The sequence below is a fragment of the Pantoea sp. ICBG 1758 genome, assembly GCF_002928325.1.
GTDB classification, from domain to species: domain Bacteria; phylum Pseudomonadota; class Gammaproteobacteria; order Enterobacterales; family Enterobacteriaceae; genus Pantoea; species Pantoea eucrina.
In genome coordinates this window covers 362,255-379,257 of sequence record NZ_POWL01000002.1, presented here as the reverse complement: position 1 = coordinate 379,257, position 17,003 = coordinate 362,255, and the positions used below count along the sequence as shown (strand labels likewise).

Here is a 17,003-nt window from a genome sequence, read left to right as displayed (position 1 = left end):
AACCCCTTAATCTTACTCTGCCCTGCGGCTGGTTTTCCGCGCAGGTTTATCAACATATTATTCTGGCGTAAGCGCGACGCTTAGCAGCTATTTATCATCCTGATGGGCGAGACGTACCGGCAGATACCACTGCCGTGCTGCAGCGATAATCGCCTGCAGCATCTCCTCATTCAGCGTGCGATTCAGGCGCTGGAGATAAGGATCGCTGCCCTCCCCCTGCACCTGATAGCCGCCCTGCCACGCCTGCAGCAGCTTATTCAGCGCCTTTTTCTGCGTGGCGTCATCTTCCAGCAGCTGGCCGCTTTTGCGATCGAAGCTCGCCTCCAGCCAGGCGCCGCCGCTTTTGTTTAACAGCAGCAGCGGCTGCGCCAGCCCCTGCTCGCAGGCGGCGGCATACTCTGCCAGCAGCGACTGCGCCCGGTCGGCGGCTACGGCATGAAAGCGCCAGCAACTCTGTTTACGGCCATACATCCGGCTTACGCCGCTGCCGCCCAGCGCACAGTAGACCAGATGCTCCAGCCACAGCTGCAGTCCGTCATTCATGTTCAGCACGCCAGGCCGCCAGCGCAGCAGGCCATCAGCCTGCACCTGCGTCAGCCAGCCGGTCAGCCGCACGGTACCGAGCTGCAGATTTACCTCCTGACTCTCTGCCGGCAGGCGCTCTCCGGCGACTTCCGCCGCAACCTCCTGCATCTCTTCGGTCTGGCTCTGCCAGAAAAGTTCACCAAAGGCGCCATAAGGCAGGTTACCTGCTGCGCGATGATGCGCATAGAGCTGCTGCGGATCCTCGCCGTTCACCAGCGCATTGAGCAGCTGCGCGTTTAACTGATAGCGCTCAAGGCTATCAGGTGCAAAGGGCTCGCTATCGGGCAACTCACTCTCTTCTGTCCAGAATGAGACGCCAAGACGCTGCTGAAACCAGGCGCGAACCGGATGACGCCAGAAGCGCAGCAGCTGTTCCAGCGTCACAATCTCCTGCGTTTTCACCGCCAGCGGCTGCACGAAGTCGGGCTGTGCCACGCCGCGGCCGGTAGCCGCCGGCAGCCATTCGGCAGCAAAGCTCTGCCGGTGAGTGTCAGGCGCAAAATTCTCTGCGGCAAATGGCATGCGGCTGTGCAACGTTTGTAAGTGCTCACGTACATGCTGTTCACTGATGTCCGGCTCGCACTGCTCATCGCCCGGCAGGCAGAAACTCTGCCCCAGATAATCAAGCAGTTCCGTGACCAGCACTGAGGGATAGCGCTCGGTGTTATCCTGAATCGCCCGGCCGATATAGCTGATATAGAGCTGCTGCTGGGCTGAAATCAGGGCCTCAAGGAACAGATAGCGATCGTCATCGCGCCGGCTGCGGTCGCCTTTGCGCGTCTGCTGCTGCATCAGGTCAAACCCTACCGGTGCCAGCGTGCGCGGGTAGACGCCATCATTCATACCCAGCAGGCAGACGATTTTGAAGGGAATTGAGCGCATCGGCATCAGCGTACAGAAGTTTACCGGACCTGCCAGAAAACGCTGGCTGATGCGCTGCTGATCGAGGCGTGAGCGCAGCTCATCGCGCAGCAGCGTCACCGGCACCGGCTGCTGATAAGCAGATCCCATACCCTGTTCAATGATCTCTTTCCACTGCGTCTCTACCAGCAGCAGCGCCGCCTCGCTTTCGGCATCCCCGCTGAAAAAGCTGTCAATCAGCTCACGGCACAGCGGCAGCCACTCCGCCAGCGTGCGCTCACCGGCCAGCCGGCTGCGCCAGGTATCAAGCCGCATCAGCAGCTCGGCCAGATGTCCCGCCAGCTCTGCGATCAGACCGCTTGACTCATCGTAAGGCAGGATCCCCTGCCAGTCACCGTTGCGGCTCTCAAGCGCATAGCCCAGCAGCATACGCTGCAGGCCAAAACGCCAGGTGTGCTGGCCGGTAACCGGCAGCGACAGCGCTTCAATGCTGGCATCGTCCAGCCCCCAGCGAATACCGGACTCCATGACCCAGCGGCGCAGCAGACGCAACCCGCTCTCATCCACGGAAAAACGCTGCGCCAGCGCCGGCACCTCCAGCAGCGCAAGGATCTCCTCTGAGGCGAAGCGACTCTCCGGCAGCGTCAGCAGGCTCAGCAGCGCCAGAATGGCCGGATGAGCCTGACTGGCACGACGGTCAGAAATGGCAAATGGCAGATAGCGATCCGGCGGTGCGCTGGCAAATGCCGCCTGAATAAAGGGCGCATAGCTATCGATGTCTGCCACCATAACGATGATATCGCGCGGCTTAAGCTCAGGATCGGCCTCCATCATCGCCAGCAGGTGATCCTGCAGCACCTCCACTTCACGCTGTGCGCTGTGACAGATCTGCAGCGTGATGGAGCGATCGGCCGGATCGAGAGGGCGCTTCTCTACGCTGTTCATCAGCTCTCCGGCACTCAGACCAATCACCGCGCGATCGTCAAGATTCAGCAGGTCAGCCTGCAGGTTGTGCAGCAGCGTGTCATCAGGCAGATCGACAAATGCATCGATATCGTTGGCGGCTGACTCCATCTGGCTGAGCAGAAACAGGTTATCGCGTCCCAGCTTTCCCCAGGAGGCGAGCAGCGGGTTTGTCAGCTGCTGTTCACCGCTGCTGTTAAACAGCGTGGAGGCGGCTTCAGGTTCGCGAAACAGCGGCAGCGTCTCCTCTGAATGCAGACGGCGGCGCTGACGGCTCTGCAGCTTTGCCAGAAATGCGTAATCCTGAATATCCCCCCAGTAGTGGCGGCAGGGATTAGTAAACAGCAGATGAATATCGATATGGCGGCCCAGCGCTTCAAGCGCCTGCAGGTAGACTGGCGGCAGCGCGGAGATACCGCAGATAAATACGCGCGGCGGCAGGCCAGGCGGCGTGCTTTCAGCCCGTTCCAGCGTTTCAATAAAGCGGGCGTACAGATTGGCACGGTGCCACATCGGCTGACCGAGGCTTTCCGTAAAGCTGACCAGATCGCGCCAGAGCGCCGCCTGCCACTGCTGAGCGTCACCCAGTCCCTCAATCAGTGCACCATGCTCCCAGCTGTTGAGCCAGTCAGCACGATAGACCAGATACTGGTCAAAGAGGTCGGCGACGCGGGTGCTGAGCTGGTAGAGCTTACGCTTGTCGTCGTCATCCTGCAGATAGAGCCGCAGCGACTGAAACGTCTCCTGCTCCAGCAGCACCGGCAGGCGCTGCATCAGCTTCCAGCTCATGTTGGCTTTAGTAAAGGCGCTCTCTTCCGGGATCCCCGGCAGCACCTTCACAAACATGCTCCAGATAAAGGTGGCAGGCAGTGGGAAATCGATATTTGCGGCAATGCCAAAGCTGTTTGCCAGCTCCATCTGCAGCCACTGCGCCATTCCCGGGCTCTGTACCAGCACCTGTTCAGCCGCAAAAGGATCGGCGAGAGGCTGGTTTTCAATCAGGATGCCTGCCAGATTTTTCAACAGATCGAGCTGATTGGAGTGGTAAACCCGGAACATAATTCTCCTTTAACAAAGCAGTACCCTACAGCCTGGTCACTCTACCCTTAAACGGCGGAGATGCCTATTAATCTGGTCATCTTCGTGACATTTCAGCCGTGCCAGCACGGCCGTGCGCTGATGCGGGCCGGTCACGGTCACCCGCTCCAGCGTGCAGCTACCTGGCAGAATCTGCTGCTGGCGCTGCGTGCGCCAGCCCGCTGTGTCATGACCCAGCAACGCCTGCTGCGCAACCTGCCACGCCTGTCGCTGCTGCCACTGCTGGCTGAACCCCAGCGTCAGCGCACGCTGATAGTGCAGCAGCGTCGAGATGCTCAGCGCCAGCAGCAGCATGCCCACCAGCGCCTCGGCGAGGCTAAATCCCCGCTGTAACTGCCTCTCCCGGACACGCCTCCGGCGCGGCCAGCGGGCAGAAGTCAATCCAGCCGTGCGGCAAGGCCAGCACGCGCGCTCCACGAAGTTCAACCCAGCGGTAGAGCCAGAGTGCGCTGCCTGCCTGGCGCGCGGATAACAAGCCATGCCCTTCCTCCCTGCGCAGCAGACAGCTCTGCCACTGCGCGGTTGTCCACTGCTGACACTGCCAGCCTTCAGCCGGCGACCACTGCTGCTGCACTCCCCAGCGCAGCGCCGCCTGCGCCTGGCTGTGATGCTGAAAGTAGTGCTGCGTATCGGCAACCAGCACCATGCTGCGGCTCAGCTGCTGGCGGGTCGCATGCAGCGTTACGCCTCCCAGCAGCAGCAGCATCATGACCATGCCGAGCGTACTGTTGCCCCGCTGGTTCACAGATTGATGCCTTCGATAACGCGTACCAGCGTGACCTGCTGCTGACCTGCACGTGCCGCCAGCTCCAGCCGCAGGTAGCGCTGCTGGCGGCTGACCTGAAAACGTTCCAGCAGCATAAATGCGGGATCGGTGATGCGCTCCCAGCCGCTACCGTGACACGCCTCAACGCCGCGCTGCATCTCCAGCTGCCCGCTACGCAGACGATAGCCGTAGTAATCACTGTCGCTATGCCCCGCTCCCTCCCAGCGACCGTTGCTGTTCTCATCCCAGCGCAGCAGCACACAGCTGCCGCTGTTTGCCAGCGTCAGTGGCGCACCGCTGCAGGTTCCCCGGCAGTAGCCCGCCCGGCGCAGCGCTTTTTCCAGCATGCCGGCTATCTGCTCCAGCTCCTGCTGCAGCTGTACCCGCTGCTGCAGCCGCAGATTCTGTTCCAGCAGCAGCGGCAGAAAGCGCCCCAGGCTGAGCATCAGCATGGCGCTTATCGCCAGCGCAATCAGCGTTTCCAGCAGGCTGAACCCGGCCTGAGCTACCCGCACGTCGCTGCTTCCGGCTGGCAGAGACGAACACGCGCGCGGGCAGAGATGATTGCGCGCCAGCGCCCGGCAGCGCTCGTTATTTCCACGCTACCGGCGCGCGCTACGTCTCTGCGCCCGTAAAAACCGGGTTCGCCCGTCAGTGCGCTGAGGTGTATGCCTGCATACGGTGGCGTGAACCACCAGCGCGAGGGCGTCGTGCAGCCTGCAGGCGGTACGGGGCCGGTACCGAGACAGCCACCCTGACCCGGCTGCAGCCAGAGCTTTAGCTCGCGATTATGCCAGCCCGCATGCGCACGCAGCTGCAGCAAAAACGCCTGCAGCTGCAGCACACTTTCGCGTAGCTGCTGCTGCTGCTGCCACCGCTGCCACCCCTGTATCGCCCCGCCGCCCAGTACGCCTGCGATGAGCATGACGATCAGCAGTTCCGGCAGGGTAAATCCGTGATGATTATCTCTGTTCATGACGTCACTCTGCCGTCAGCGCAGCAGCGCTACAAGCGTGACAATTGTGCGGTCAGGAGGGGCTCACAGACGTGCTTCAGCCGCTACAGAGAGAACCATTTTTTTGTGCGGCAGCGTCAGAAAAACGTGGCCTGACAGGCAAAAAAAAAGCCCTGCACAGCGGCAGGGCTCAGGGGCGTTCGGGAGCAGATCAGACTGCCACAGGGGCCTTGATGGCAGGATGGGGATCGTAGCCTTCTACCTCAAAATCCTCGAACTGATAGTCGAAAATTGAGGCTGGCTTACGCTTAATCACCAGCTTCGGCAGCGGACGTGGTTCGCGCGTCAGCTGCAGGCAAGCCTGCTCCAGATGGTTGCTGTAAAGGTGGGTATCGCCACCGGTCCAGACAAAATCACCCACTTCCAGATCGCACTGCTGCGCGACCATATGCACCAGCAGCGCATAGCTGGCGATATTAAACGGCAGGCCGAGGAAGATATCGCACGAACGCTGATAGAGCTGGCAGGAGAGTTTGCCGTTCGCGACGTAGAACTGGAAAAAGGCGTGGCACGGAGCCAGCGCCATCTGATCCAGCTCGCCCACGTTCCAGGCTGAGACAATAATGCGGCGTGAGTCCGGATCGCGTTTCAGCTGCTCAATGACTCTGCTTATCTGATCGATCTCTGCGCCAGAGGCGCTGCCCCAGCTGCGCCACTGCTTGCCGTAGACCGGACCTAAATCTCCGTTTTCATCCGCCCACTCATCCCAGATGGTGACCTTGTTCTCTTTCAGATACTGAATGTTGGTTTCCCCTTTCAGGAACCACAGCAGCTCGTGAATGATAGAGCGCAGGTGCACTTTTTTGGTGGTGACCAGCGGGAAGCCTTCCTGCAGATTGAAACGCATCTGGTGGCCAAAAATGGAAAGCGTGCCGGTACCGGTACGGTCGGCCTTTTCTGCGCCTTCATTCAGCACATGCTGCATCAGTTCCAGATACTGTTTCATTTTACCTCTCGGGTTTGTTGCTGCGGACGACGACGATACGCCCAGACCATCATGATAATGCCCGCCAGAATCATCGGCACAGAGAGGATCTGCCCCATGCTGATACCGCCTTCAAACAGCCCCAGCTGCGCATCCGGCTGACGGAAAAACTCGACAATAATGCGAAACGCGCCGTAACCAATCAGGAACAGTCCGGAGACACTGCCCATTGGACGCGGTTTGCGAATAAACAGGTTGAGAATAAGAAACAGCACCACGCCTTCCAGACACAGCTCATAGAGCTGGGAGGCGTGACGGGGCAGTACGCCATAGGTATTCAGCAGCTGCTGATACTGCGGGTTATTCACCGCCAGCGCGAGATCTTCACTGCGCGATCCCGGAAAGAGCATCGCGAATTTAAAATCGGGCGCCACGCGGCCCCACAGTTCGCCATTGATAAAGTTACCGAGGCGACCCGCGCCAAGACCAAACGGGATCAGCGGCGCAATGAAGTCAGACACCTGGAAGAAGGTACGTTTCGTGCGACGGGCAAAAATCAGCATGACCACAATCACGCCGATAAGGCCACCGTGGAAGGACATGCCGCCATCCCAGACCTTGAACAGGTAGAGCGGGTTTTCCAGAAACAGCGGCAGATTGTAAAACAGCACATAGCCGATACGACCACCGAGAAAGACGCCGAGGAATCCGGCATAAAGCAGGTTTTCCACTTCGTCTTTCGTCCAGCCGCTACCGGGCTTGTTGGCGCGGCGCACCGCAAGCCACATGGCAAAAACAAAGCCCACCAGATACATCAGGCCGTACCAGTGAAGCGAAATCGGTCCGATTGAGAAGATCACCGGATCGAATTGGGGAAATGAAATGTAGCCGTTATTCATTATTCACCATCGATTTTTCTGCCCAACGCGGGCGTGGCTAAAGGGCCAGACAATAAAAGGCTGCGCATCATAGCACAGCCGCTTTTCACAGTTTCCGCAGAAATGTAAACCGTTAACGACCGCCGCGAATCAGTCCACCCAGACCGCGACGCTCCATAAATGCCGCAACCAGATGACGCACTTCCGAAGCGGTATGCGCTGCAATGCCCTGCTGGCTTAGCTTCTGTACTTCCTCCCGATCCAGATGTCGCAACAGGTACTTCACCCGCGGAATATTTTTGCCGTTCATGCTGAGATGATGATAGCCAAGCCCGACCAGCAGCGCGACACACATGGGATCGCCCGCCATTTCACCACACAGGCAGAGCTCAAGTTTGGCTTCCCGGGCTTCACGCGCAATGGTATGCAGCGCGCGCAGCATGGCGGGATGCAGCGGATCGTAGAGGTTTGCGACCCGGGTGTTATTGCGATCCACCGCCAGCAGATACTGCGTCAGATCGTTGGTGCCGACCGAGATAAAATCAACGCGGCTGGCCAGATGCGGGATCATAAACAGCATTGAGGGCACTTCGATCATAACGCCGATACGCGGCCGGGGAATGGGATAGCCCAGTACCTCCTCCACTTCACGTCCGGCGCGCTCGATCAGCCGGCGCGCGTCATCGATCTCATCAATATGGCTGATCATCGGCAGCAGAATATTGAGGTTTCCGGAGGCGACGTTAGCGCGCAGCATGGCCCGCACCTGGACCAGGAAGATCTCCGGCTGATCGAGCGTCAGGCGAATACCGCGCCAGCCAAGACACGGATTCTCTTCGCTGATTGGCATATAGGGCAGCTGTTTGTCCGCGCCGACGTCCAGCGTGCGCAGCGTGACCGGCTTATCGTAAAACAGCTGCAGCATGCCCTGGTACTGCGCCACCTGCTCCTCTTCTGACGGGAAGCCGCTTTGCAGCATAAACGGGATCTCAGTACGATAAAGGCCGATGCCATCGACCCAGCTGTCCAGCGCCTGCTCATGCTCCGGGCTAAGACCGGCATTAAGCATGACCTGCACCCGCTCCCCGCTTTTCAACTCACCGGGCTGATCCACCACGCCTTCCGCCATTTTGCTCAGCGCGTTCTCTTCGCTGATCAAACGCTGATACTCCTGTACCAGCACCGGCTCAGGATCGATCAGGACTTCCCCGCGATAGCCATCAACGATCAGCTGCCGCTTGTTGAGTTGCACCGGCAGGATATCGGCACCCATCACGGTCGGGATCCCCATCGCCCGCGTCAGGATCGCCGCATGCGAGTTAGCGGCGCCGTCGCGCACGACCACGCCTGCCAGCCGCTCATGCGGCAGCTCGGCCAGCGTCGTGGCCGTCAGCTCATCGGCCACCAGCACAAAGCGCTCCGGCCAGGCGTTGGTTCCCACCAGCGTATCATCAAGATGAAACAGCAGCCGCTGCCCCAGCACCCGTAGATCGCCAGCCCGTTCGCGCAGATAGTGATCCTGCAGGCTGGCAAACTGCGCCGCAAACTTTTCGATCACGGTTTTCACCGCCCACTCAGCCACCGATCCGCGCTCGATCTCCGCAAACAGATCTTTTTTCAGCCGCGCATCGGTCAGCAGATGCGAGTAGAGATCGAAGATTGCCGCGCTCTCTTTCTGCACGCCGGCCGCAAAGCGTTTACTGAAACGGCGGAATTCATTGCCCGCTTCCCCCATCGCCACCACCAGCCGCTCGCGCTCGCGCTGGGGATCAAGGGTTGATGCGGCAGAAACCTGATCCAGCAGCGGCTGTGTTTCATCCACCCAGCCGATCGCCACCGCCACGCCCGGAGAGGCGGCAATCGCTTTAACACGGGTTTGCCGGAACTGGCCAAATAGCTGGCCGAGCTGTGACTGTGAGAGCAGCCCCGCCATTTGCGTGGCGAGCGTCACCAGAAATGACTCTTCACTCTCATCAAACTGACGGTGTTCGCGCTGCTGCACCACCAGCACGCCCAGTAGCTGGCGACGACTGATAATAGGTACACCCAGGAAAGAGCGATAACGCTCTTCTTTAACGGCAGGAATATATTTAAAGCTGGGGTGACTCTGCGCATCGGCCAGGTTAATGGGTTCAGCAAGCCGGCCAACCAGGCCGACAATGCCTTCATCAAACGCCAGTGCGATCGTACGGCCGCGCGGTTTTTTCAGACCGCGGGTCGCCATCAGGTAGTAGCAGTGTCGATCGTGATCGGCGAGGTAAACCGAGCAGACCTCGGTCTCCATCGCCAGGCAGATTTCGTTAACCAGAATGTCGAGTGCTTCATTCAGACGCGGTGCACCCGCCACTTTTTCTACTATTTCGCGCAACTGAGTGAGCATAAGGGGCGTGGCCTATCCTCTTTTACGACGGTGGGCAACAGGGTTATTGCGCTGCCCCACACTCTCCTGCATCGACATTACCACGCCAGCAAACTCTTTCATGACGCGCCGGTAAACATCGCGCTTGAAGGAGACCACCTGACGTACCGGATACCAGAAGCTCACCCAGCGCCAGCCATCAAACTCGGGTGTGCTGCTGTGTTGCACATTGATATCCGCGTCATTACACATCAACTGCAGAAGAAACCACTTCTGTTTCTGGCCGATACAGACCGGCTTTGTATCCCAACGCACCAAACGTTTAGGCAACTTGTAACGTAACCAGTTACGGGTTGAAGCAAGTATTCGAACATCTTTGCGGTGTAAACCCACTTCTTCGAACAGTTCGCGATACATCGCCTGCTCTGCGGTTTCACCCGGATTGATGCCTCCCTGAGGAAACTGCCAGGAGTGCTGTCCAAAGCGCCTGGCCCATAACACTTGCCCCTGCCTGTTGCAGATTACGATACCAACATTCGGGCGGTAGCCATCATCATCGATCACTGGACTACCTCAAAGCTTAATTTGAATGGTCTGATTGTTTCACACTCCTTACAGGCGGTAAACCACTGGATAAGCCGGACCTCCGCAGAATAAAAAAGAGTTAACCCACAGAGATGACTTAACTTATAAACAGTTACCCTGCCTGTTGTGCGATCTTATGCACTTTTTCTGTGGATAGCTTTGTGCAGAACGCGGTAATTAACTGCAGACAGTTTAACGCCAGCGCAAAACAGAGGATTCTTATCCTGATAAATATATTATTATAATTAATAGCTTAATTAAAAAAATGGTGTCAGCCCGAAAGGCTTTTTTTAGCGCGGGTCAGACAAAGAGAGACGTGTGATTAAAAAACAACCGTCGTTGTTTTTATCCACAAGGAATGCCCTAAACCTGGTCAGATGATGCAAAAAAATCGCGCATTGCGGTTCAGCAGGCCCTGTAAATAGAAACAGGAATCGGCTCAGGACGGGCTTATCCCATTTATCTGTGGATAACTTACACTGATATCCTGTTTATTGTGGCGGACAAATCGGGATAAACTGTCTCTCTGAACCGTACCTGCTGCTGCAGTCATTCAAAAAAGCAGTGTGAATCATGCTATTATGACGCCCGTTCAGAAAGAGGCGATGTGGACAACCTGCCCGCCCGCAAACTGATTATTTTTTAACCAACTCAGATATTGATCATGACATTTCACGATCCTTTGCCCGGTTCCCCGATAAGTGAAGAAGAGTTGCTGCAGCGTGCGCATCAGCTGGCCGGAGAGCGGCTGGAAACCCTGGCAGCCCGGCTTAACCTGCCGGTACCTGATAATCTTAAACGCGATAAAGGCTGGGTCGGCATGCTGCTGGAGCTGCACCTGGGTGCCAGCGCCGGCAGTAAAGCGGAGCAGGATTTTGCGCATTTGGGTATCGAGCTTAAAACCATTCCGGTTGATGCTCAGGGCAGGCCACTGGAGACCACCTTTGTCTGTGTGGCGCCGCTGACGGGTAACAGCGGCGTGACCTGGGCGTCAAGCCATGTGCGCCATAAGCTGGCGCGGGTATTGTGGATCCCGGTTGAGGGCGAGCGCACGATCCCACTGGCTGAGCGTCGGGTGGGTACGCCCCTGCTCTGGCAGCCAGACGCAGAAGAGGAGCAGCAGCTGCGCGCCGACTGGGAGGAGCTGATGGATATGATTGTGCTGGGGCAGGTCGAGCGTATTACCGCCCGCCACGGCGCCTGGCTGCAAATCCGTCCCAAAGCAGCCAACAACCGGGCGCTGACGGAAGCCGTAGGTGAGCATGGTGAACGCATTATGACGCTGCCGCGCGGCTTCTATCTTAAAAAGCACTTTACGGCTGCGCTGCTGGCGCGCCATTTTTTACTGTAATTCACTACACGCTCTCTTATACCGCACATTTTCCGACGTCTGGTTTTGCCAGCGTCCGCCAGCTAACGTTACACTCTTCAGGTGCTGAGCAACCAGCAGGAAACGTGCCTGCTTGTCAAGCTAATGCACGCTATCTCTCGCTTTTTTAAGAATCATGCGATTACTTCGTCAGGTAAAAGCATTTATTACTACACTTTTGCAGTTGGAGCAGCTCAGGGAGCGGATAATGAAAGGGTTAGCGGGTGTAGCGGGTTTACTGCTGGCAGCGTCAGTGCTGAGCGGTTGCAGTAGTGACTATGTGATGGCAACAAAAGATGGCCAGATGATTATGACCGAGGGCAAGCCCTCGATCGATAAAGAGACCGGCCTGGTTGAGTACACCGATCGGCAGGGTCACGTTATGCAGATCAACGGTGATGAAGTTTCCACCATCATTGAACGTTAAGTGCCAGATTACCCGGCCTGCACGGCGTTTTCCTCCGTGCAGGCGATTTCCCGGAGTTTCCCCTCTTCCTTCCTCTGTGTCAGACAGGCTATAGTCCGAAAGGACAGAACATTCCGTTTCATAATGAAAAAAGGAAGCCGGCAATGCATTATCACCGTATCCCCCATAGTACGCTGGAAGTCAGTCAACTGGGGCTAGGCACGATGACGTTTGGTGAGCAAAACAGCGAAGCCGACGCCCACGAACAACTCGATTACGCTGTGAGCCAGGGCATCAATCTGATCGATACCGCAGAGATGTACCCGGTTCCGCCGCGTCCTGAAACCCAGGGATTAACTGAACAATACATTGGCAGCTGGCTGAAAAAGCGCGGCAGCCGCGATAAAGTGATCCTCGCCAGCAAAGTCGCCGGGCCGGTTCGCGGCAGCGACGCGCTGATCCGCCCGCATCAGGCGCTCGATCGCAAAAACATTCGCGAGGCGCTGGATGCCAGCCTGAAGCGTCTGAATACCGACTACCTCGATCTTTATCAGCTGCACTGGCCGCAGCGCCAGACTAACTACTTTGGCAAGCTCGGCTACGAGTACAGCGAAAGTACCGCGACCGTGACCCTGCTGGAGACGCTGGAAGCGCTGACCGAACAGGTGCGCGCCGGTAAGATCCGCTACATTGGCGTTTCGAATGAGACCGCCTGGGGCGTAATGCGCTATCTGCAGCTGGCTGAAAAACATGAGCTGCCGCGGATTGTGACGATTCAGAACCCTTACAGTCTGCTGAACCGTAGCTTTGAGGTTGGGCTGGCCGAGATTAGTCAGCATGAAGGCGTGGAGCTGCTGGCTTACTCAAGCCTCGCATTTGGTACTCTGAGCGGCAAGTACCTGAATGGCGCGAAGCCCGCTGGCGCCCGCAACACGCTGTTCAGCCGCTTTACCCGTTACAGCAGTGAGCAGTCGCAACAGGCGATCGCCGCCTATGTCGACCTGGCAAAGCAGCATAATCTGGATCCATCGCAAATGGCCCTCGCCTATGTGCGCCAGCAGCCGTTCGTTGCCAGTACCCTGCTGGGCGCGACCACGCTGGAGCAGCTGAAAACGAATGTGGAGAGTTTTAATCTGACGCTGAACGCCGATGTGCTGGAAGCGCTGGAAACCATCCACCGGCAGTATACCTATCCCGCACCGTAATTTTTCAGGGTTATATGAATACGGCGGAGATTAACGCAAGGGCGTCATTAATGACGCCCTTTTTGATTGCGGTGAAATCGTATAAACGCAGGTGCATCGATACATACGCCAGGGTCGCATAAATGCGACCCCTACGGGAATGTTGAATCATGCGATGGGAATTCGCAGGGGCGTCATTAATGACGCCCTGTGAATGCACCAGGGTCGCATGAATACGACCCCTGCGGGAATTTTGAATCATGCGATGGGAATTCGTAGGGGCGTCATTAATGACGCCCTTTGAATGCACCAGGGTCGCATAAATGCGACCCCTACGGGGATACGGGACGCGATTTCCACCACAGCAGCGCGATTGCGGCGGCAAATGCTATGCCAAAGCCTGTGCCGGTGGCAATCGCCGGGGCACCGAGCTTAATCGCCAGGGTATAGAGACCCAGCATCAGCAGCATGGCGCTATTCTCGCCGAGGTTCTGCACGGCAATTGCATTACCTGAACCCACGCTCGCCTTACCGCGCTCCTGCAGCAGTGCGTTGAGCGGCACCACAAAAAAACCGCCCAGGGCGCCGATCGCCATCAGCAGGAGATAAGCGTTCAGCAGCGTGGTTTGCAGCGAAAACAGCACCACCATCACTCCTATCAGCACCCCTGCCGGCATACAGCGCCGCACCGTCTGCAGCGTCACCAGCTTAGCCGCCGCCGCCGCGCCCAGTACAATTCCTATCGCTACCATGGCGTTGAGGGTGGTGGGCGTTTTGTTATCGGTAATGCCTAAGGCCACCGGCACCCAGAGCACCAGCAGGAAACGCAGTGTGACCCCTGCTCCCCAGAACAGACTGGTACCCAGCAGGGAAAAACGCGTCTCGCCGTTATGCCACAGCTGGCGTGCTGCACCGCTGAAGCTGCGCAGCATCCTGAGCGCATGCCAGCTCTGACCGGGACGCGCCGCGCTGAGGCGGGGAATGAAGAGATTGGCGACGACCGCCAGCGCGTAGGTCAGCGCACAGGCGGCCAGCGCCATCAGCAGATGCCAGTCCGCCAGTATCCCGCCCGCTACCGAACCGAGCAGAATGGCCGCGATGGTCGATGCCTCCATCAGCCCGTTGGCTTTCACCAGACGTTCACCGCTGGTGATTTCCGTCAGAATGCCATACTTCGCCGGCGAGTAAGCGGCCGCGCCGATGCCCACCAGCGTATAGCCGAGAAACGGATTAAAGCCGAAACAGATGGTCAGCGCACCCAGCAGCTTCAGACTATTCGCCAGCATCATCACCCGTCCTTTGGCGAAGCTGTCGGCCATCTGCCCGACAAACGGCGCCAGCAGAATATAGGTGGCGACAAACAGCATCTGCAGGACCGGCTGGCTCCAGTCGGGGTAGAACTGATTTTTCAGCACTGCCAGCGTGGCAAACAGCAGCGCGTTATCACCAAAAGCGGAAAAAAACTGCGCCACGATCACGGCAATCATACCGCGCGACAGCAGCGGAGCGCGGGCCTCCCCATGCTGGCTCATGCTCTCTCCTCTTCCGCCAGCTGCTTCAGGCTGACGTAGTCTGGCTTACCGCTGCCGAGCATCGGCAGCTGTTTCATGACGCGGATATCGCGCGGCACCGCCAGCTCTGGCGCACCGGTTTCACGCGCCGCCTGCAGCAGCTGCTCGCGCGTCAGCTCGCTGTCGGTGGTAAACAGCACCAGCGCTTCGCCGCGATTACCGTCCGGACGCAGCGAGGCGGCATGCTGTTTTTCACCGGAGGCTTTCAGCGCAATTTGTTCAACGCTCTCCAGCGACACCATCTCACCGGCTATCTTGGCAAAGCGCTTCGCCCGGCCCTGAATCTGACAAAAACCGCCTTCATCGAAACTGACAATATCACCGGTATCATACCAGCCCGCCTCCATCACACCTTCGCCGTTGTCCGCCACGGGCGGTTCCAGCACGCCGGGCGCGTCAACACGCAGATAGCCATTCATGATATTCGGGCCGCGCAGCTGCAGCCGGCCACCCTGCTCAATGCCCGGCACTGAAATCAGACGGGAATCCATGCCGGGCAGCAGACGGCCAACGGTATGCGTGCGGGCAGCCATCGGCACGTTGATCGCCACAACCGGCGCGCACTCGGTGACGCCATAGCCCTCAAGAATACGAATACCGTATTTCTCCATATAGAGCTGGCGCGTGCCTTCCTGCAGCTTCTCCGCACCGGCTACCACGTAGCGCAAACGGGCAAAATCATAGGGGCTGGCGAAGCGTGCGTAGTTACCCAGAAACGTTGACGTACCGAACAGAACGGTGCAGTTGCGGTCATAAACCAGCTCCGGCACGATGCGATAGTGCAGCGGACTGGGATAGAGGAAAACCTGCGCCCCGGTGAGCAGCGGCGTGAAGAGGCCCACCGTCAGGCCGAAGGCGTGAAACAGCGGCAGCGCTGACATAAAGCGATCGCGCGGCGTAAAGTCGGCCACGGTGCGGATCTGCTCCACGTTAGCCAGCAGGCTCTTATGAGAATGCACCACCCCTTTAGGATGGCCTTCCGAACCAGAGGTAAACAGCACCATCGCCGCCTCTTCCGGATGCTGCGCCAGCTGTGCCCGGCGCGGCAGCAGCAGATGGCCAAGGATCCATAGCTTATCCTGCAGCGTTACCGTCTCTTTAAGATCTTCGAGGTAAATCCATTCGACTTCAGTCAGCCCCTGCGGCAGATGCCACAGGTTGCCTTTTTCCAGAAACTGGCGTGAGGTAAACACGGTTTTTACCTGCGAGGCGGTCAGCGCGGCACGCATGCCGCTGACGCCAGCCGTATAGTTGAGCATGGCCGGGACGCGCCCGCGCATGGATGCACCGAGGATCGCTGCAGCAGTCACGGTAGCATTAGGCAGCAGCAGACCAATATATTCTCCCTGCCGGCTGTAGCGCTCAAGAATACGTCCCACCCCGAGCGCCTTTTTCAGCAGCCCGGTGTAGCTGTCCGGCTGAAAATTCACATCTTCAATACAGGCTTTGGTCAGTCCGTAGCGGGTACGCGCGCTGAGAAAAGCTTCGTAGAGCGTTTCGCGCGGGCGCACCGCCATGCGCGCTTCCATCATAATATGGTGCAGGTGTTCACCTGCCAGCACGCGCCGGTCGCGGGCGCGTTTCGCCTCCGGCATCGGAATATGGGTCGCTGGCAGCACGCTCAGCGTAATCCGGGGAAACAGGCGGCGCTTAAACACCCCGCCAAGACGGCCAAACGGCGTATACTCCGCTCCCTCAATGCGCATCGGCACCACCGTCGCGCCCGATTTCGCCGCCACAAAGCCGGCACCGCTGTAGATCTTCATCAGCGACCCGGTCACGGTGATACGACCTTCCGGAAAAATCACCACCGGGCGGCCGGTGTTAATCATGCGAACCAGATGTTTGATCGACATCGGCTTAGTGGGATCGAGCGGCACAAAGTCGATAATCGGTTTCAGCAGGCGCATATACCAGCGGGTGCTGATAGCAGAATAGACCGCAAATACCGGCCTGATCGGTAAAAACAGCGCCACCAGCACGCCATCCAGAAAGGACATATGATTAGGCGCGATCAGCACTTTCTCTTTATGCAGCGCCGTAAGATCGCCGCGCAGCTCCACGCGCCATAACAGGCGACAGAGAGTGCGCAAAAGGGTAAATAGCATGCCAGCTCCTTAGCAAGGTCAAAAATGGTAATTACCTTGCAGGATTTGCCGGGCGGCGACAAGTACAGAGCAGAATTAAAGCGGAGTCCCTGACAAACAGCGATGCGGGGCCGCAAAAAAAAGATAAAAAAAACCCACGCGTCTGCGTGGGTCGGTGCAACCGAACAGGGTTATACCTGCAGTGCAGGTATCGCTGCCGCAGCAGCCGATCTTCACACCAATCATACCTCTGGGATCGCTATCGTCGCGCAGCACCCTGCGAAATAACAGCGGCTAAACGCAACCGTATTCAGCGAAATGCAACCAGGTATGAACAGCGCATCCTGCTGG

Annotated in this window: 14 protein-coding genes; 3 read left to right on the top strand and 11 right to left on the bottom strand. The window is 58.1% G+C overall.

All coding sequences use genetic code 11. The features are described from left to right. Window positions 1–87 precede the first annotated feature (87 nt). The 9 genes from recC to rppH all read right to left on the bottom strand — a co-directional run bounded on the left by recC (window position 88) and on the right by rppH (window position 10,014). A complete protein-coding gene (gene recC, locus C1Y41_RS11300; protein ID WP_104085486.1) occupies window positions 88–3,468 on the bottom strand; it encodes an exodeoxyribonuclease V subunit gamma in 3,381 nt (1,126 codons plus the stop codon). A 36-nt stretch (window positions 3,469–3,504) separates the two neighbouring features. Then, a complete protein-coding gene (locus tag C1Y41_RS11295; RefSeq protein WP_104085485.1) occupies window positions 3,505–3,801 on the bottom strand; it encodes a prepilin-type N-terminal cleavage/methylation domain-containing protein in 297 nt (98 codons plus the stop codon). A 22-nt stretch (window positions 3,802–3,823) separates the two neighbouring features. Continuing rightward, complete coding sequence (locus tag C1Y41_RS11290; RefSeq protein ID WP_104085484.1) at window positions 3,824–4,252, bottom strand: DUF2509 family protein; 429 nt, start codon at window positions 4,250–4,252, stop codon at window positions 3,824–3,826. Continuing rightward, the gene (locus C1Y41_RS11285; protein WP_039379955.1) at window positions 4,249–4,788 is read right to left on the bottom strand and encodes a prepilin peptidase-dependent protein; all 540 of its coding nucleotides are present in this window, start codon (window positions 4,786–4,788) and stop codon (window positions 4,249–4,251) included. The genes C1Y41_RS11290 and C1Y41_RS11285 overlap by 4 nt, the downstream gene beginning before the upstream one ends. Then, the gene (locus C1Y41_RS11280; protein WP_039379959.1) at window positions 4,779–5,249 is read right to left on the bottom strand and encodes a prepilin-type N-terminal cleavage/methylation domain-containing protein; all 471 of its coding nucleotides are present in this window, start codon (window positions 5,247–5,249) and stop codon (window positions 4,779–4,781) included. Before C1Y41_RS11280 ends, C1Y41_RS11285 begins: the two co-directional genes overlap by 10 nt. 190 nt (window positions 5,250–5,439) lie before the next feature. Continuing rightward, the gene (gene thyA, locus C1Y41_RS11275; protein WP_039379962.1) at window positions 5,440–6,234 is read right to left on the bottom strand and encodes a thymidylate synthase; all 795 of its coding nucleotides are present in this window, start codon (window positions 6,232–6,234) and stop codon (window positions 5,440–5,442) included. Continuing rightward, a complete protein-coding gene (gene lgt, locus C1Y41_RS11270) occupies window positions 6,231–7,112 on the bottom strand; it encodes a prolipoprotein diacylglyceryl transferase (protein WP_039379964.1) in 882 nt (293 codons plus the stop codon). The genes thyA and lgt overlap by 4 nt, the downstream gene beginning before the upstream one ends. 112 nt (window positions 7,113–7,224) lie before the next feature. Then, on the bottom strand, window positions 7,225–9,471 hold the full coding sequence (gene ptsP / locus C1Y41_RS11265; RefSeq protein ID WP_104085483.1) for a phosphoenolpyruvate--protein phosphotransferase: 2,247 nt from the start codon (window positions 9,469–9,471) through the stop codon (window positions 7,225–7,227). A gap of 12 nt (window positions 9,472–9,483) precedes the next feature. Next, a complete protein-coding gene (gene rppH / locus C1Y41_RS11260) occupies window positions 9,484–10,014 on the bottom strand; it encodes an RNA pyrophosphohydrolase (RefSeq protein WP_039379969.1) in 531 nt (176 codons plus the stop codon). Between the two features lie 685 nt (window positions 10,015–10,699). On the opposite strand from rppH, the gene mutH reads away from it, so the two are divergent. The 3 genes from mutH (at window position 10,700) to C1Y41_RS11245 (ending at window position 13,015) form a co-directional block, all read left to right on the top strand. Then, a complete protein-coding gene (mutH, locus tag C1Y41_RS11255; protein ID WP_039379971.1) occupies window positions 10,700–11,386 on the top strand; it encodes a DNA mismatch repair endonuclease MutH in 687 nt (228 codons plus the stop codon). A gap of 226 nt (window positions 11,387–11,612) precedes the next feature. After that, window positions 11,613–11,831 (top strand): YgdI/YgdR family lipoprotein, encoded by a 219-nt coding sequence (locus tag C1Y41_RS11250; RefSeq protein WP_039379973.1) that lies wholly within the window; start codon window positions 11,613–11,615, stop codon window positions 11,829–11,831. A 143-nt stretch (window positions 11,832–11,974) separates the two neighbouring features. Next, a complete protein-coding gene (locus C1Y41_RS11245) occupies window positions 11,975–13,015 on the top strand; it encodes an NADP(H)-dependent aldo-keto reductase (RefSeq protein WP_039379975.1) in 1,041 nt (346 codons plus the stop codon). 311 nt (window positions 13,016–13,326) lie between these two features. Here the strand turns inward: C1Y41_RS11245 and lplT are convergent, their stop codons facing one another. Continuing rightward, window positions 13,327–14,526: a lysophospholipid transporter LplT gene (lplT, locus tag C1Y41_RS11235; protein ID WP_104085481.1), complete on the bottom strand. Its 1,200-nt coding sequence runs from the start codon at window positions 14,524–14,526 to the stop codon at window positions 13,327–13,329. After that, a complete protein-coding gene (gene aas / locus C1Y41_RS11230) occupies window positions 14,523–16,673 on the bottom strand; it encodes a bifunctional acyl-ACP--phospholipid O-acyltransferase/long-chain-fatty-acid--ACP ligase (RefSeq protein ID WP_104085480.1) in 2,151 nt (716 codons plus the stop codon). Before aas ends, lplT begins: the two co-directional genes overlap by 4 nt. Window positions 16,674–17,003: the final 330 nt, after the last annotated feature.

Bases quoted from the DNA above. Each gene is read 5' to 3' on its own strand.
- C1Y41_RS11280 (WP_039379959.1), bottom strand. From the start codon at position 5,249: ATGAACAGAGATAATCATCACGGATTTACCCTGCCGGAACTGCTGATC.
- recC (WP_104085486.1), bottom strand. From the start codon at position 3,468: ATGTTCCGGGTTTACCACTCCAATCAGCTCGATCTGTTGAAAAATCTG.
- C1Y41_RS11295 (WP_104085485.1), bottom strand. From the start codon at position 3,801: ATGCTGCTGCTGGCGCTGAGCATCTCGACGCTGCTGCACTATCAGCGT.
- ptsP (WP_104085483.1), bottom strand. From the start codon at position 9,471: ATGCTCACTCAGTTGCGCGAAATAGTAGAAAAAGTGGCGGGTGCACCG.
- lplT (WP_104085481.1), bottom strand. From the start codon at position 14,526: ATGAGCCAGCATGGGGAGGCCCGCGCTCCGCTGCTGTCGCGCGGTATG.
- aas (WP_104085480.1), bottom strand. From the start codon at position 16,673: ATGCTATTTACCCTTTTGCGCACTCTCTGTCGCCTGTTATGGCGCGTG.
- C1Y41_RS11245 (WP_039379975.1), top strand. From the start codon at position 11,975: ATGCATTATCACCGTATCCCCCATAGTACGCTGGAAGTCAGTCAACTG.
- mutH (WP_039379971.1), top strand. From the start codon at position 10,700: ATGACATTTCACGATCCTTTGCCCGGTTCCCCGATAAGTGAAGAAGAG.
- lgt (WP_039379964.1), bottom strand. From the start codon at position 7,112: ATGAATAACGGCTACATTTCATTTCCCCAATTCGATCCGGTGATCTTC.
- C1Y41_RS11250 (WP_039379973.1), top strand. From the start codon at position 11,613: ATGAAAGGGTTAGCGGGTGTAGCGGGTTTACTGCTGGCAGCGTCAGTG.
- thyA (WP_039379962.1), bottom strand. From the start codon at position 6,234: ATGAAACAGTATCTGGAACTGATGCAGCATGTGCTGAATGAAGGCGCA.